This window comes from Streptomyces sp. NPDC005202 (assembly GCF_040608235.1).
Lineage (GTDB): Bacteria > Actinomycetota > Actinomycetes > Streptomycetales > Streptomycetaceae > Streptomyces.
In genome coordinates this window covers 1-14,573 of the sequence record NZ_JBEXHW010000003.1, presented here as the reverse complement: position 1 = coordinate 14,573, position 14,573 = coordinate 1, and the positions used below count along the sequence as shown (strand labels likewise).

The following is a 14,573-nucleotide window of genomic DNA, read 5'->3' as shown; positions in this document are numbered from 1 at the left end:
TCTCCGGCTCTCTCGGCAACGGCCTGACCTGAGGAAACGTACGTATCGGAGGCCTGTGGCCACCATGGCGCCATCCCCCGGGTCAATGCGGGGGTCAGCCCCGCGCCGACAGGGGGGTGACGGCACCCCCTACGCCGAGGTGACCCACGTCACCGTCACTCCGTTCCGTGTAGCCGTCGGCGTGCTGTACCCCGGCGGCCCTTGCCCCCGGTGGTCGAATTCGAGGGTCGGCGTCGCTGTGCCCGGGATTTCCGCGGCAGCACCACCCGAGATGGCCGAACTGACCCAGTGCTGCGCCGTGTTCGTGCCGGTCGACCCGCCCCGCAATGGATGTCACCGCCTCCCACGCTCGAGCGCGAGCCGGCGCGGGACGGCGCCCCCTCGGACACCGCTTCCAGGGGGCACGTCCCAGCCCGACCGGTGGTTGATGCCTGACATTCATCCGCCGGTCGCCCGGTGTTACGCACCGGGCCCAACTCTTGCCGCTGTCATCGCACTTGTCCCCAGGAGGCCCGATGTCCCCGCACGCCCCCGGCCGGCGCCGCATCCACCGTTCTCTCGCAGCGGGTGTCCCCCTCGCCCTGGTGGCCGCCCTCGCGGCGGCGGGAACGGCGGCGGCCGCCCCGTCGGGGAACGCGTACGTCACCCGCACGGCGACACTCGGCGACATACCGCTCGGCGCGTTCAGCAACGCGCTCCTGCCCGGCACCGTGGGCGACGACCGGGGCGTGGACCTCGGCGGCATCGGCAGCGACATCTTTCCGGCGGGCCGCAAGGGCGAGTTCTGGACCGTCACCGACCGCGGCCCCAACGGCCAGATCAAGGTGGACGGCAAGAAGCGCCGCACGTTCCCCGTGCCGGGATTCGACCCGGCGATCGTGAGGATCCGAGTGTCCGGCGACACCGTCGAGGTGCTCGACGCGCTCCCCCTCACCACCTCCTCCGGCAAGCCCGTGACAGGCCTGCCCAACCAGGCGGGACGCGACGAGGTGCCCTACTCCTACGACGCCGGGACGCTGCTGTCGTACAACCCCAACGGCCTCGACACCGAGGGCATCGTGCGGGCCGAGGACGGCTCGTTCTGGCTCGTCGACGAGTACGGCCCTTCCCTGATCCATGTCTCCGCGCGCGGGAAGGTGCTCACGCGCTATGTGCCCAAAGGGCTCGGTCTCACCGGCACCGACTACCCGGTGGTGGAGGCGCTGCCGTCCGTCCTGCTGCACCGGAAGATCAACCGCGGCTTCGAGGGACTGACCCAACTGCCCAGCGGGGACCTCGTGATGGCTTTGCAGAGCCCGCTGTCCCTGCCGGACGGCGACGCGGGAGGCGCCTCGCGCACGACCAGGCTGCTGCGCTTCTCGCCGACGAAGCAGGCGGTCACCGCCGAGTACGCGTACCGCTTCGACCCGGTGAACGTGGTCGATCCGAACGAGGACGACACCTCCGAGCTGAAGATCTCCTCGGTGGTCGCCGTGGGCCGTGACCGGCTGCTGATCGAGGAGCGCACCGACAAGGCGGCCCGACTGCAGCTGGTGAAGCTCCGGCGCGACGCCGACATCCTCGGCGGGCCCTGGGACGACGACACCACGTCCCCGTCGCTGGAGCAGCTCGACGACCCTGCGGCCGCCGGCGTGCCGGTCCTCGCCAAGCGCCTGGTCGTCGACCTGGGTACCGTGGCCGGTGTGCCCGGGAAGATCGAGGGCATCGCGCGCGTGGACGACGACACCCTCGCCCTCATCAACGACAACGACTTCGGGATGACGGACGGCGCGGGCGCGTTCGACGCGCAGGGCCGGCTGATCGACAGCGGCATCGAGACCACCGTGACCTTCGTGCGTCTGCCCTGCCGTATCTGATGTGGTTACGGGAGCCCGCCGCCCTCCAGGGAGGGGAGCAGTGATTCGAGGTCGCTCGGAACTCCGCTCGGCAGGTTGCTCGGGAAGTCGGAGGGCAGGGACGGCAGCTTACTGGGGAGCTTCGTCGGCAGCACGGTCGGGATGCTCAGGGAGGGACCGGGCGAGCGGCTGGTGCGTGGACTGCTCTCGGCGGGGCGTTTCCTGTCCGACGATCCGCCGCTCCCCCCGGAGGCCATCACCAACACGACGGCGATCGCCCCGGCGGCCACGATCACGGTGGCCAGGATGAGCAGCGGGTTTCTGCGCCTCCGCGGCTCAGGCGGCGGCCAACCGCCGTACGCAGGCGACCCGTTGTCTCCAGGAGGTGGTCCGAAGCCGCCGTCCGGCGGCGGCGTGTCGCCTGGTGGTCCGGGCGGCTGAGGCGGTACGGGCGGGATGGCCATACCGCCAAGCGTTGCCGCGAACCGGTCAGGGCGCGACCCCCGCGCGGACGTTGATACGGACCCATGTCATGGACCGCATGATTCCGGAGCATTCCGCGCGGGGTTGGCCCGCTCAACGGCGTGGCTCAAGGCGGCTCGGCCGAGAGCACGCGCGCGTGACGCCCAGGATCCGCACACGCGCGCCGGACATCGAAGCTCCGCACGCACGCACGTGACGCCAAACCCTGCACGCGCACGTGACACCGAAGCCCTGCACGCGCACGTAACGCCGAAGCCCTGCATGCGCGCGTGACGCCGTAACCCCGCACGCGCGCGTGCACCTCGACCTCAGCCGCGCGCCCCCAGCAGATGGTCCATCGCGAGCTGGTCGAGGCGCTCGAAGGCCATCCCGCGGGCGGCGGCCGCCTCCACGTCGAAGTCCTCGAAGGCCGTGCGGTCCGCGAGCAGCGCCTGCAGGCCGTCCGCCGCGGTGGGCTGGGCCAGCTGGTCCAGCCGGGAGGCGCGCAGGGCCTCCTGGACTTCCGGGTCGGCGCGGAAGGCGGCCGAACGCTCCTTGAGGATGAGGTAGTTGCGCATGCACCCGGCCGCCGACGCCCACACGCCGTCCAGGTCCTCGGTCCGCGGCGGCTTGAAGTCGAAGTGGCGCGGGCCGTCGTAACCTGCGCTCTCCAGCAGGTCGACGAGCCAGAAGGCGGCGCGCAGGTCACCGGCGCCGAAGCGCAGGTCCTGGTCGTACTTGATGCCGGACTGGCCGTTGAGGTCGATGTGGAAGAGCTTGCCCGCCCACAGTGCCTGCGCGATGCCGTGCGGGAAGTTGAGCCCGGCCATCTGCTCGTGGCCCACCTCGGGGTTGACGCCGTAGAGCTCGGGGCGCTCCAGGCGCTCGATGAACGCCAGTGCGTGGCCGACGGTGGGCAGCAGGATGTCGCCGCGCGGCTCGTTCGGCTTGGGCTCGATGGCGAAGCGCAGGTCGTAGCCCTGGGACGTGACGTACTCGCCGAGTAGGTCGAACGCCTCCTTCATGCGGTCGAGGGCGACGCGTACGTCCTTGGCGGCGCCGGACTCGGCGCCCTCGCGGCCGCCCCAGGCCACGTACGTCTTCGCACCCAGCTCGACCGCCAGGTCGATGTTGCGGATCGTCTTGCGCAGCGCGTAGCGGCGCACGTCGCGGTCGTTTGCGGTGAACGCGCCGTCCTTGAAGACGGGGTGCGTGAAGAGGTTGGTGGTGGCCATCGGCACGGTCATGCCGGTCGCGTCGAGCGCCTGGCGGAAGCGCTTGATGTGCGACTCGCGCTCGGTGTCCGAGGAGCCGAAGGGGATCAGGTCGTCGTCGTGGAAGGTCACTCCGTAGGCGCCGAGTTCGGCCAGGCGCTGCACCGTCTCGACCGGGTCGAGGGCGCGGCGCGTGGCGTCACCGAACGGGTCCCTTCCCTGCCAGCCGACGGTCCACAGGCCGAAGGTGAACCTGTCCTCGGGGGTGGGCTGGTAGCTCATGCCGCGGCTCCTTGCTCGCTTGCGACTATTTCGTCATGGCGATTTACAAATTAGTATGCGGACGCATCCCTGGGAAGGGACAAGATGGCCCCGAAAGGGGTGGCGCCCGGGTCGCCGCGGCCCGGACACCGCAGAAACACCAGGTCAGATCCCGCGAGCCGCGGAAAGAGGGAGAGCCCGATGTCAGCAGCCGAGGGTCCGCTCGTCGTCGGTGTGGACTCGTCCACCCAGTCCACCAAGGCGCTCGTCGTCGACGCAGCCACCGGGCAGGTCGTGGCGAGCGGCCAGGCGCCGCACACCGTCTCTTCCGGGGCCGGCCGCGAGAGCGACCCCCGGCAGTGGTGGGACGCCCTGTGCGAGGCGCTGCACCAGTGCGGGGACGCGGCGCGCGAGGCCGCCGCCGTGTCGGTCGCCGGCCAGCAGCACGGGCTCGTCACGCTGGACGCCCACGGTGATCCCGTACGGCCCGCCCTGCTGTGGAACGACGTGCGCTCGGCCCCGCAGGCCCGCCGTCTCGTCGAGGAACTGGGCGGCGCCAAGGCGTGGGCGGAGCGCACGGGCAGCGTGCCCGGTGCCTCTTTCACGGTCACGAAGTGGGCGTGGCTGGCCGAGAACGAGCCGGAGGCGGTGCGGTCGACGGCGGCGGTGCGCCTGCCGCACGACTACCTCACCGAGCGCCTGACGGGCCTGGGCACGACCGACCGCGGCGACGCCTCGGGGACGGGCTGGTGGGCCTCCGCGACGGATGCGTACGACGAGGAGATCCTCGCTCACGTGGGGCTCGATCCGGCGCTGCTGCCCCGGGTGGTGCGGCCTGGCGAGGTGGTGGGGACCGTCCGGGACAGCCACGACCTGCCGTTCTCCAAGGGCACCCTGGTCGCGCCCGGCACTGGCGACAACGCCGCCGCCGCGCTGGGCCTCGGGCTGCGCCCCGGCACGCCGGTGCTGAGCCTCGGCACCTCGGGCACGGTGTACGCGGTCTCCCGGCACCGCCCCGCGGACCCGTCCGGCACGGTGGCGGGCTTCGCCGACGCGCGCGGGGACTGGCTGCCCCTGGCCTGCACCCTGAACTGCACGCTCGCCGTCGATCGCGTCGCCGGCCTGCTGGGCCTGGACCGGGAGGCCGTCGAGCCCGGCACCACCGTCACCCTGCTTCCCTATCTGGACGGCGAACGCACCCCTAACCTGCCCAACGCCTCCGGGCTGCTGCACGGGCTGCGCCACGACACGACCGCGGGGCAGCTGCTGCAGGCCGCGTACGACGGTGCCGTCCACTCGCTGCTCGGCGCGTTGGACCTGGTCCTCGACCAGGACGCCGACCGCACAACGCCCCTGCTGCTGATCGGCGGCGGCGCCCGGGGCACCGCATGGCAGCAGACCGTACGGCGGCTGTCGGGGCGGCCGGTCCAGGTGCCCGAGGCCAAGGAGCTGGTCGCGCTGGGCGCCGCGGCCCAAGCGGCGGGGGTGCTCACCGGCGAGGATCCGGCCGCGGTCGCCCGGCGCTGGAAGACGGCCGACGGGCCGGTGCTGGACGCGGTGGAACGGGACGAGGCGACGCTGGCCAGGATCGCCGGGGTACTCTCCGACGCGGCCCCGCTGCTGGAGCGGGGGACGGACACCCGCTGACCGTTCACCCACTGACGAACACCGACCGAGGACGGACGGAGGCATGACCGCACCGCTGCACGAGGCCCACCGGGCAGGTCGCGGGCGCACGCTGCCCGACACCCAGCAGGGCATGCGCCGCCGCAACCTCGCCCGGGTCATGCACACCGTCAGCGCCGAGGGGCCGCTGTCCCGGGCCGCGGTCGCCTCGCGCATCGGGCTGACCCGTGCGGCGGTGTCGACGCTCGTCGACGAGCTCATCCGCTGGGGGCTGCTGGAAGAGCTGGGCCCCGAGCGGCCCGGCCGGGTGGGCCGACCCGGCTCGGCGCTCGCCGTCAGCGGGCACGGCCCGGCCGGGGTCGGCGCCGAGGTCGGCGTCGACCACCTCGCGGCCTGCGTGGTCGATCTGCGCGGGGAGGTACGGGCGCGGGCCGTGCGGCACGGCACTAACCGGGGCCGTTCCCCCGCACTGGTGACGCAGGAGCTCACCGCGCTGATACGTCAGGTCGTCGCCGAGGCCGAGCAGCAGAGCCTGTGGCCGGCGGGACTCGCGGTAGCCGTGCCCGCTCTGATCGCCGGCGACGGCCGTACGGTCGTCCGCGCTCCCAACCTCGACTGGCACGACATCGACCTCGGCGCCCTGCTGCCGGCCGAGCTCCGGCCGACCGTGGACAACGAGGCCAACTTCGGCGGGCTCGCGGAACTCTGGCTGGGCGACGGCATGCCGCGCGACTTCCTGCACGTGTCGGCGGAGATCGGCATCGGTGCGGCGCTCGTGGTGGACGGGCGGCTGTTGCGCGGCACGCGCGGCTTCGCGGGCGAACTGGGGCACGTACCGGTCGAACCGGACGGGCCCGCGTGCCCCTGCGGCGGGCGCGGATGTCTGGAGCAGTACGCGGGCGAGGAGGCCGTGCTGCGGACGGCCGGTCTGGAGCCGGGCGAGGACCGGGTCGGGCTGCTCGCCACGCGCGCCGCCGCGGGCGACCAGGATGTGCGGCGTGCCCTGCGCGACGCCGGTACGGCGCTCGGCGTCGCGCTGACCGGGGCGGTCAATCTGCTCGACCCCGAGACCGTCGTGCTCGGCGGCGCGCTGGCCGGGCTCGCGCCCTGGCTCCTGCCCTCGCTGGAGGCCGAGTTGGCGCGGCGCACCGCCGGCCCCGCCTGCCCGGTCTCCGTCTCCCGGCTCGGTCCCGAGGGTCCGCTGCTGGGTGCCGCGCACTCGGTGGTGCGTGCCGTCCTCGACGACCCGGCAGCGGTGGCCGAACGCGCCTGATACCGGGCTCAACAAGCCGGACTCCAAGCCCAACGAGCCCGACTCCAGGACCACTTCACTCGTTCGAGTGGCCGAGTTGTCCACAACTCCCTGCGCGTCCACCGAACCACGCCGCGCTCTTCTGCCCAAACCGCAAGCGCCGTACCGTGATTCACGCGAGGCGCAGCCGTCGTATCGGGTCGGCGGCAGGCGTGTCGAGGTGGACGAGGGGGTTCACATGTCGGGGGAAACATCTGTCGGACTGCGGCGCGATGCCATCGGGCTGCGCGAGGTTCTGTTCCAGAGCATCACGGCCATGGCGCCGGCCGCGGCGGTCGCCGCGTCCATTCCCTCGGGCGCGGCCTTCGCGGGCGGCAGTCTGCCGCTGTCGGTGCTGATCGCGCTGGTGGCCTGCCTGTTCACCGCGTCGTGCGTGGCCGAGCTGGCGCGCGAGCTGCCCGCAGCCGGCTCGGTCGCCACCTATGCGGCCCAGGGGCTGCACCCGGCCGTCGGCTTCCTCGTCGGCTGGGGTTACGTGTTCGTGGAGGCGCTGGTGCCGCCCCTGCTCCTCCTGCAGCTCGGCTTCACCACCGCGGGCACGCTGCACGAGGAGTGGTCGTCGTACCCGGCGGACCTGTGGTGGCCGTGGGCGCTCGCGGGTGCCGCGGTCATCGCGGCAGCGGGGTACTTCGGAGTGCGGGCCTCGGCCCGCTTCGGCACGGTCCTCGGCGTCTTCGAAGTCATGGTCCTCCTCGTCTTCGCCGTCTGGCTGATCGGCAAGGCGGGCGGGGACAACACCCTGTCGGTGTTCGGGACGTCGCACACGGTCAAGGGCTACGAGGGGCTCAGCGGGGTCTTCGCCGGGTCGGTTTACACGGTGCTGGCCTTCGCCGGGTTCGAGGCCGCGGCCCCGCTCGCCGAGGAGACGAGGGACCCGCGCCGGACGATGCACCGCGCGGTGCTCGGCGCGGCCCTCGCGATCGGCCTGTTCTACGTGGTCACCACCTACGCGATGACGGTGTTCTTCGGCCCGGACCGCTTCGGGACGTTCGGCGCATCGGGTGCCGCCTCCTGGGAGGGCGTGGCGCGGGCGTCGTTCGGGCTGTTCTGGGTGCTGGTGTTCCTGGCCGTGGTCAACTCCACGATCGCCAACGCCAACGCGTGCGCGAACGTCTCGACGCGGACGGCGTTCGCCCTGGCCCGCATCCGTGTCCTGCCCCGCTTCCTGGCCGCCCTGCATCCGAGCTACCGCTCCCCCGTCGCCGGGATCGCCGTGCAGACCGTCGTGGCAGTCGGGGTGGTGCTGGGGCTCGGGTTCGGCTACGACCCCGTGACGGCGTTCCTGCTGCTGGCCACGGTGATCGTCACGGTCGTCATCAGTGTCTACATCGTGGTGAACGTCGCCTGCGCGGGCTACTTCCTGCGCCGCCGGCGCGAGGCGCTCAAGCCGGTGCGGCACGTGCTGTTCCCGCTGCTCGGCACCGTGGCCTTCGTACCCGCGCTGCTCACGGCGGCGGGACTGCCGGTTTTCGACTTCGTGTCCGAGCTGACCGGCCCCCGTCTCATACGCGGGACCGGTCGTCGGCGTCTGGATGGCGGCCGGGGCAGCGGTGCTGCTCGTGCTGATGCGCCGGCACCCCGAGCGCATAGCGGAAACCGCTCGCGTCCACCTCGACGATTCCCCTTCCACCGGTCTTCGTCAGAACGGAGCTGTGCAGCGATGAGCGACCCCCGCATCCTGTCCGTGCGGCCCGAACCGGGCGAGTACGCCTGGACGTTCGGCGGCGCGCCGCCCGTGGCGCGCATCGCGCCGGGCACGGTCCTGGACCTGTACACCGAGGACTGCTTCGCCGGGCGGGTGCGGTCCGAGAAGGACCTGGTGTCGCAGGTGTGCGAGTTCCCGTTCCTCAATCCGCAGACGGGTCCCTTCCACGTGGAGGGCGCGGAGCCCGGGGACACGGTCGCGGTGCACTTCGTGTCGATAGAACCGGCCCGGGACTGGGCGGCGTCGACGACGGTCCCGCTGTTCGGCGCGCTCACCTCAACCCACACGACGGCCACGCTGCAGCCTCCGCTGCCGGAGACGGTGTGGATCTGGCAGTTGGACCGGACGCGGCGCACGGCGTTGTTCCGGGCGCGAGAGGGCGACATCGAGGTCGAGCTGCCCATCGACCCGATGCACGGCACCGTGGGCGTGGCCCCCGCGAATCTGGAGGTGCGGTCGGCCCTGGTGCCCGACGCCCACGGCGGCAACATGGACACGCCCGAGATGCGCGCCGGCGTCACCTGCTACCTCGGTGTGAACGTCGAGGGGGCGCTGCTCAGCCTCGGCGACGGGCACGCCCGGCAGGGCGAGGGGGAGACCTGCGGGGTGGCCGTGGAGTGCGCGATGAACACGGTGGTGATCGTCGAGCTCCTCAAGGGGGTGGCCACTCCGTGGCCGCGCCTGGAGTCGGACACGCACATCATCTCGACCGGCTCGGCGCGCCCGCTGGAGGACGCGTTCCGGATATCCCAGCTCGACCTGGTGCAGTGGCTGGTGCGCGACTACGGGTTCAGCGAGCTGGACGCCTACCAGTTCGCGACCCAGGCCGTCGAATCCCCGTTGGCCAACGTGTGCGACACCAACTACACGTGCGTGGCCAAGCTCCGCAAGGAGTGGCTGCCCGTGCGCGAGACTCACCGCGGGCTGCACACACGGCTGCGCGAGACGGCGGCGGCACTCCGGCGCTGAGTGCGTGCCGACCGCCGACGAACATCCCCCCACAGAAAGGCCATCGCCAATGGACCGGGCAAGACCTCTTCCCAGCAGACGACGGCTTTTGAAGGGCGCCGCCCTCGCCGCCGTCCCCTACGGGTTACTCCCCACCGCACGGGCCGCTGCCCGGTCCCAGACCGTCGACTACCCGCCAGCCGAGTGGCAGCCGGCCAGCAGCTCCAACTGCACGGCATCCAACCGGCCCACGGCCTATTCCCTCGACCGCGTGATCATCCACGTCACGCAGGAGACGTACGCCAACACCCTGGCCATCTTCCAGAACCCGCAGAAGAAGGTGTCCGCGCACTACGTCGTCCGGTCCACCGACGGACATGTCGCGCAGTGCGTCCGTGAGACGGACATCGCCTGGCACGCGGGGAACTGGGACTACAACACGCACAGCATCGGCATCGAGCACGAGGGGTGGGTGGACAGGCCCACCTACTTCACCGACGCCCTGTACGAGCAGTCGGCCAGGCTCACCGCGGCGATCTGCAGCACGTACGGGATCCCCAAGGACCGCGCGCACATCATCGGACACTACGAGGTGCCGGGCACGGACCACACCGACCCCGGGCCGAACTGGGACTGGGTCCGCTACATAAGGCTGGTCAACTTCGCCTGACGGCACCGGCCCATCGGGCGGGCCCCGGCCCGGCCGGGCCCGGCTCGGTCCGACCTGCTCGGCCCGGCCTGGCCGAAACGGCCCGCCCATCGTTCGGGGCACGACGGTCGAAGAGGTTGTCCGCGCGCACACCCGGAGTGACGATGTCCCCAGCCGTATCGCAGTCCAGGAGGCCGAGTTGACCGATCCGTGGGTGGCCCTGGAGCCGGGAGCCGACCCTGCCGAGCGCGTACGGGTGCTGCGCCGCGCACACGAGACGTTCACCGCGAGAGGCACGGTGCCGCGACCGGTGCGTCAGGTGGTGGCCGACTCGTGGCGGCGTTCCGCACGGGCCGGTGTCGGCCCCGACGGCACGGCGAGCGTGGAGCTCACGGACGGTGACCTCGGCACCTACCGGGCCGAGCATCCGCTGGCACCGGTGATGCCGCTGTTCCGGGAACTGCTGGGCACGTTCGCCGCCGACGGGGAACACCTGCTCGCGGTGTGCGACGCGCACGGCAGGCTGCTGTGGGTCGAGGGTCATCCGACGACACGGCGCAAGGCCGGGCAGATGAACTTCGTGCCGGGTGCGCGCTGGGCGGAGACCGCGGTCGGGACGAACGCGCCGGGCACGGCAGTTGCCGTCGACCGGCCGGTGCAGGTCTTCGCGGCCGAGCACTTCATCCGGCGAGTCCAGCCCTGGACGTGCGCGGCGGCCCCGGTGCACGATCCGCGCACCGGGCGGGTGCTCGGTGCCGTGGACATCACCGGCGGGGACGGACTTGCGCACCCGCACAGCCTCGGCTTCGTGCAGGCGGTGGCGCGCGCCGCCGAGTCGCAGCTGGCGCTGCTCGCCCCGCGCAGGCCCGCCGCCGACACGCCCGAGCTGACCGCGCTGGGCCGCGACGAGGCCCAGCTCCTGGTGGGCGGCCGCAGGATCCGGCTGAGCCGCCGGCACAGCGAGATCATGGTGCTGCTGGCCCGTCACCCGGAGGGCCTGACCGGCGACGAGCTGCTGTGCGCGCTGTACGAGGACGAGTCGGTCACACCGGTGACGCTGCGGGCCGAACTGGCACGGCTGCGCAGGCTGCTCGGCCCGGGCCTGCTCGCGTCGCGGCCGTACCGGCTCACCGTCCCCGTCGGGTCCGACGTGGCCGTCGTGGAGCGGCGGCTGGAGACCGGTGCGGTCACGGCGGCCGCGACGGCGTATACGGGCCCGCTGCTGCCCACCTCGCACGCTCCGGCGGTGGTGCGGCTCAGGCAACGCCTCGCCGACGCCCTGCACACGGCTCTGATCGCCCGCCGCGATCCCGACCTGCTGGCCGACTGGGCGCACGCGCCGTGGGGCGAGGACGACCTCGACGTGTGGCGGGCGCTGGCCGCCGTACGGCCCACGGCGCCGGTCCGGGCCCGCCTCGCCGCGCTCGAGGCGGAACTGGCGGCGCCGACCGGATGGTCCCGCCCGGCAGCCCGCTGACCGCAGGCCGACCCGAAGCCGACCGCAGGCCGACCCGGTGCCGACCGCACCTCGCCCACAGCTGACCGCAGCTCGGCCCCCGGCTGCTCACGCCCCGCCCACGGCCTGACGGGAACGAGCTCCACGCAACGTCGTTGCAACGTCGCCGTCCCTAGCCTCGCGCCGAGAGCTGCCCAACGGCGGGCAGCGCTGCTGAGGGAGGCAGACCAGGATGACCCGTTACGCGGCGCCCGGCACCGAGGGCGCGCTCGTCTCCTACCAGGCGCGCTACGACCACTTCATCGGCGGCGAGTACGTGCCGCCGACCCGGGGGCAGTATTTCGAGAACCCCTCGCCGGTGAACGGGCAGCCGTTCACGGAGGTCGCGCGCGGCACCGCGGAGGACGTGGAGCGGGCGCTGGACGCGGCGCACGCGGCCGCCCCGGGCTGGGGCCGGACGTCGGTGGCCGAACGCTCCGACATCCTCCTGAAGATCGCCGACCGCATGGAGGCACACCTGGAGCCCCTGGCGGTCGCCGAGAGCTGGGAGAACGGCAAGCCGGTCCGGGAGACGCTGGCGGCCGACATCCCACTGGCCATCGACCACTTCCGCTATTTCGCTGGCGCGATCCGGGCCCAGGAGGGTTCGCTCGGCGAGATCGACGACGACACGGTGGCCTACCACTTCCACGAGCCGCTCGGCGTGGTCGCGCAGATCATCCCGTGGAACTTCCCGATCCTGATGGCGACGTGGAAGCTCGCGCCCGCGCTCGCCGCCGGCAACGCGGTGGTCATCAAGCCCGCCGAGCAGACCCCGGCCTCCATCCACTACTGGATGAGTCTGATCGCCGACCTGCTGCCGCCCGGCGTGGTGAACATCGTCAACGGCTTCGGCGTGGAGGCGGGCAAGCCGCTGGCCTCCAGCCCGCGGGTGGCGAAGGTCGCGTTCACGGGCGAGACCACGACGGGGCGGCTGATCATGCAGTACGCCTCCGAGAACATCAAACCGGTCACGCTGGAGCTCGGCGGCAAGTCGCCGAACATCTTCTTCGACGACGTCTCGGCGCACAACGACGACTTCCGCGACAAGGCGCTCGAGGGCTTCACGATGTTCGCGCTCAACCAGGGCGAGGTGTGCACCTGCCCGTCCCGGGCGTTGATCCAGCGCGGCCACTACGCCGAGTTCATCGAGGCTGCGGTCGCCCGCACCGAACAGATCAGGCCGGGCCATCCTCTCGACACCGACACGATGATCGGCGCCCAGGCCTCCAACGACCAGCTGGAGAAGATCCTCTCCTACCTCGACATCGGCCGTCAGGAGGGCGCGCGCGTGCTCACCGGCGGCGAACGCATCGAGCACGACGGCGAGTTGAAGGGCGGCTACTACGTCCAGCCGACCATCTTCGAGGGCGACAACCGGATGCGGATCTTCCAGGAGGAGATCTTCGGGCCGGTGGTCTCGGTGACGTCCTTCGACGGCTTCGACGACGCCGTCAAGATCGCCAACGACACGCTGTACGGCCTCGGCGCCGGCGTGTGGACCCGCGACGCCAACACCGCCTACCGCGCCGGCCGCGCCATCCAGGCCGGCCGCGTCTGGACGAACTGCTACCACGCCTACCCGGCCCACGCGGCCTTCGGCGGGTACAAGCAGTCCGGCATCGGCCGCGAGACGCACAAGATGATGCTGGAGCACTACCAGCAGACGAAGAACCTCCTGGTGTCGTACTCACCGAAGAAACTGGGCTTCTTCTAGACGCCCGAAGAAAGGCGCCTGACCTGGGTTTTCACCCGTCAGGCGCCTTTCGCTCAGCCCGGGTCTCGACCGAGCCCGGCTTGCACGCCAACCCCCCATTCCTCCCACAGCTGTACCCCTCCTGACCAGTGCTTCCGGACCAGTCACGGACCAAAACCCCGGTTCAGCCCTCGGGCGCTTCACCTTGGCTGACGCGCTGCCACTCGTTCATGGACTGCTCGATGAGGCGGTTCGCCTGGAGGCGGCAGCGTCCACGTAGTTGCCAGCCTGGTTCCGGAAGAGTCGGCCGTCAGGTGCCACGTCGTACCGTTTCACATGGGCACGCAACATGCGTACGAATGGCGGCGGGATGGGAACAAGCCGCGTCGCGCTTGCCGCGCGACGCTTGAGCGAGTGCACCTCGTGCACCTCCCGCATAGCCGCGAAGTACATGCAGCCGAAGAACGCCTGGCCGTGCAGACGCAGAGACACAGCGCCGTGGACAGGGCGCCGTAGTCCTCCGTCTCCTGTGCGGTCCATGCGTTCAGGGTGCCGAGCGGCAAGAGGGCGGGGCAGTGAAGCGAGCGAATCGTGCGGGAGTCGACAGGTGGGCCTCCTCGGGGTGGGGCTCGGTCGCAGGATCGCGTGGCGCGGGCTGTGGAGTGACGTGGCGGCCGGCCTGTCTGCCGGTCGGCCGGGAAGCCCGCACCCCTCTGCTGACCTGGTGTTTTCCGGGTCGTTGTACGTTGACATGATCCTGGAGGAGGTTCCAGTCCGTTGGGGCTCTTTCTCGTCTGCCGTGAGCTGCGTGAGCTGAAGGACCCGGCAGGCGCTTACTCACTGCCCAGGGTGGTCCCGCTGCGTAGGGAGCTCAGACATGCGCCTTAGCTCTGCCTGATCAAGAGCCGTTCCGTGCGTCATCTGAGAGGCCGAGTGTGGCGCCTCCCGAGACGTCCTGAGACATCCGGTTGATCACCGCCCTGCCGCCGCGCCTTACGTCATAGTCGGCCGAGCATGGATCTCACTGCGTGGGCCCGTAACCTGGCCGCGGCATCCGGCCGATGACGGTCGGAGAGCCCTCCTGCCATTCCGCGTGCCGGTCAAGATCCTGCACGGATCGACCGGCGGTGGGCTGAATTACACGCTCGGTGGCTGCTGCACCCGTTGCCGAAGGTTCTGGTGGCGACCAGGTATCCATGCGTGCGGCTGATGATGACCCGAATATGACATATGCGGCATGTGTGACAATATGGTATGCGTACCATTTAGTGATGCCGGGAACTTCTTTGCTGAACCCTCGGCTGGGAGGTCTCAGACAGGCGAGAGGAGTCATCATGATCGCCAAGCTGCTCGGCAAACTGTCCTTCACC

10 protein-coding genes and 1 pseudogene are annotated in these 14,573 nt (G+C 71.4%); 9 read left to right on the top strand and 2 right to left on the bottom strand.

Annotated elements, in window-relative coordinates:
- Positions 1 to 515 precede the first annotated feature (515 nt).
- Positions 516 to 1,856 carry an esterase-like activity of phytase family protein gene (locus ABZV31_RS06695; protein ID WP_355889096.1) on the top strand — a complete coding sequence of 447 codons (1,341 nt, stop codon included), beginning with the start codon at positions 516 to 518 and terminating at the stop codon, positions 1,854 to 1,856.
- A 5-nt stretch (positions 1,857 to 1,861) separates the two neighbouring features.
- On the opposite strand, the gene ABZV31_RS06690 is transcribed toward ABZV31_RS06695, so the two are convergent.
- A complete protein-coding gene (locus ABZV31_RS06690) occupies positions 1,862 to 2,131 on the bottom strand; it encodes a hypothetical protein (RefSeq protein WP_355889093.1) in 270 nt (89 codons plus the stop codon).
- 495 nt (positions 2,132 to 2,626) lie between these two features.
- Positions 2,627 to 3,793 carry a xylose isomerase gene (gene xylA, locus ABZV31_RS06685; protein WP_355889090.1) on the bottom strand — a complete coding sequence of 389 codons (1,167 nt, stop codon included), beginning with the start codon at positions 3,791 to 3,793 and terminating at the stop codon, positions 2,627 to 2,629.
- Positions 3,794 to 3,973: 180 nt separating this feature from the next.
- On the opposite strand from xylA, the gene xylB reads away from it, so the two are divergent.
- The 8 genes and pseudogenes from xylB to ABZV31_RS06645 form a co-directional block, all read left to right on the top strand.
- A complete protein-coding gene (xylB, locus tag ABZV31_RS06680; RefSeq protein ID WP_355889087.1) occupies positions 3,974 to 5,419 on the top strand; it encodes a xylulokinase in 1,446 nt (481 codons plus the stop codon).
- A gap of 43 nt (positions 5,420 to 5,462) precedes the next feature.
- On the top strand, positions 5,463 to 6,671 hold the full coding sequence (locus tag ABZV31_RS06675; protein ID WP_355889085.1) for an ROK family transcriptional regulator: 1,209 nt from the start codon (positions 5,463 to 5,465) through the stop codon (positions 6,669 to 6,671).
- A 217-nt stretch (positions 6,672 to 6,888) separates the two neighbouring features.
- Positions 6,889 to 8,097: pseudogene (locus ABZV31_RS06670) on the top strand (APC family permease); the annotation flags it as partial.
- A gap of 273 nt (positions 8,098 to 8,370) precedes the next feature.
- Positions 8,371 to 9,384, top strand: coding sequence for an acetamidase/formamidase family protein (locus ABZV31_RS06665; RefSeq protein WP_355890045.1), 1,014 nt, complete (start codon positions 8,371 to 8,373; stop codon positions 9,382 to 9,384).
- Between the two features lie 49 nt (positions 9,385 to 9,433).
- On the top strand, positions 9,434 to 10,033 hold the full coding sequence (locus ABZV31_RS06660) for an N-acetylmuramoyl-L-alanine amidase (protein WP_355889083.1): 600 nt from the start codon (positions 9,434 to 9,436) through the stop codon (positions 10,031 to 10,033).
- A 178-nt stretch (positions 10,034 to 10,211) separates the two neighbouring features.
- The gene (locus ABZV31_RS06655) at positions 10,212 to 11,489 is read left to right on the top strand and encodes a GAF domain-containing protein (RefSeq protein ID WP_355889081.1); all 1,278 of its coding nucleotides are present in this window, start codon (positions 10,212 to 10,214) and stop codon (positions 11,487 to 11,489) included.
- A 211-nt stretch (positions 11,490 to 11,700) separates the two neighbouring features.
- On the top strand, positions 11,701 to 13,224 hold the full coding sequence (gene adh, locus ABZV31_RS06650; protein WP_355889079.1) for an aldehyde dehydrogenase: 1,524 nt from the start codon (positions 11,701 to 11,703) through the stop codon (positions 13,222 to 13,224).
- Between the two features lie 1,127 nt (positions 13,225 to 14,351).
- On the top strand, positions 14,352 to 14,573 hold a 222-nt coding region (locus tag ABZV31_RS06645; RefSeq protein ID WP_355889076.1), incomplete at its 3' end, for a hypothetical protein.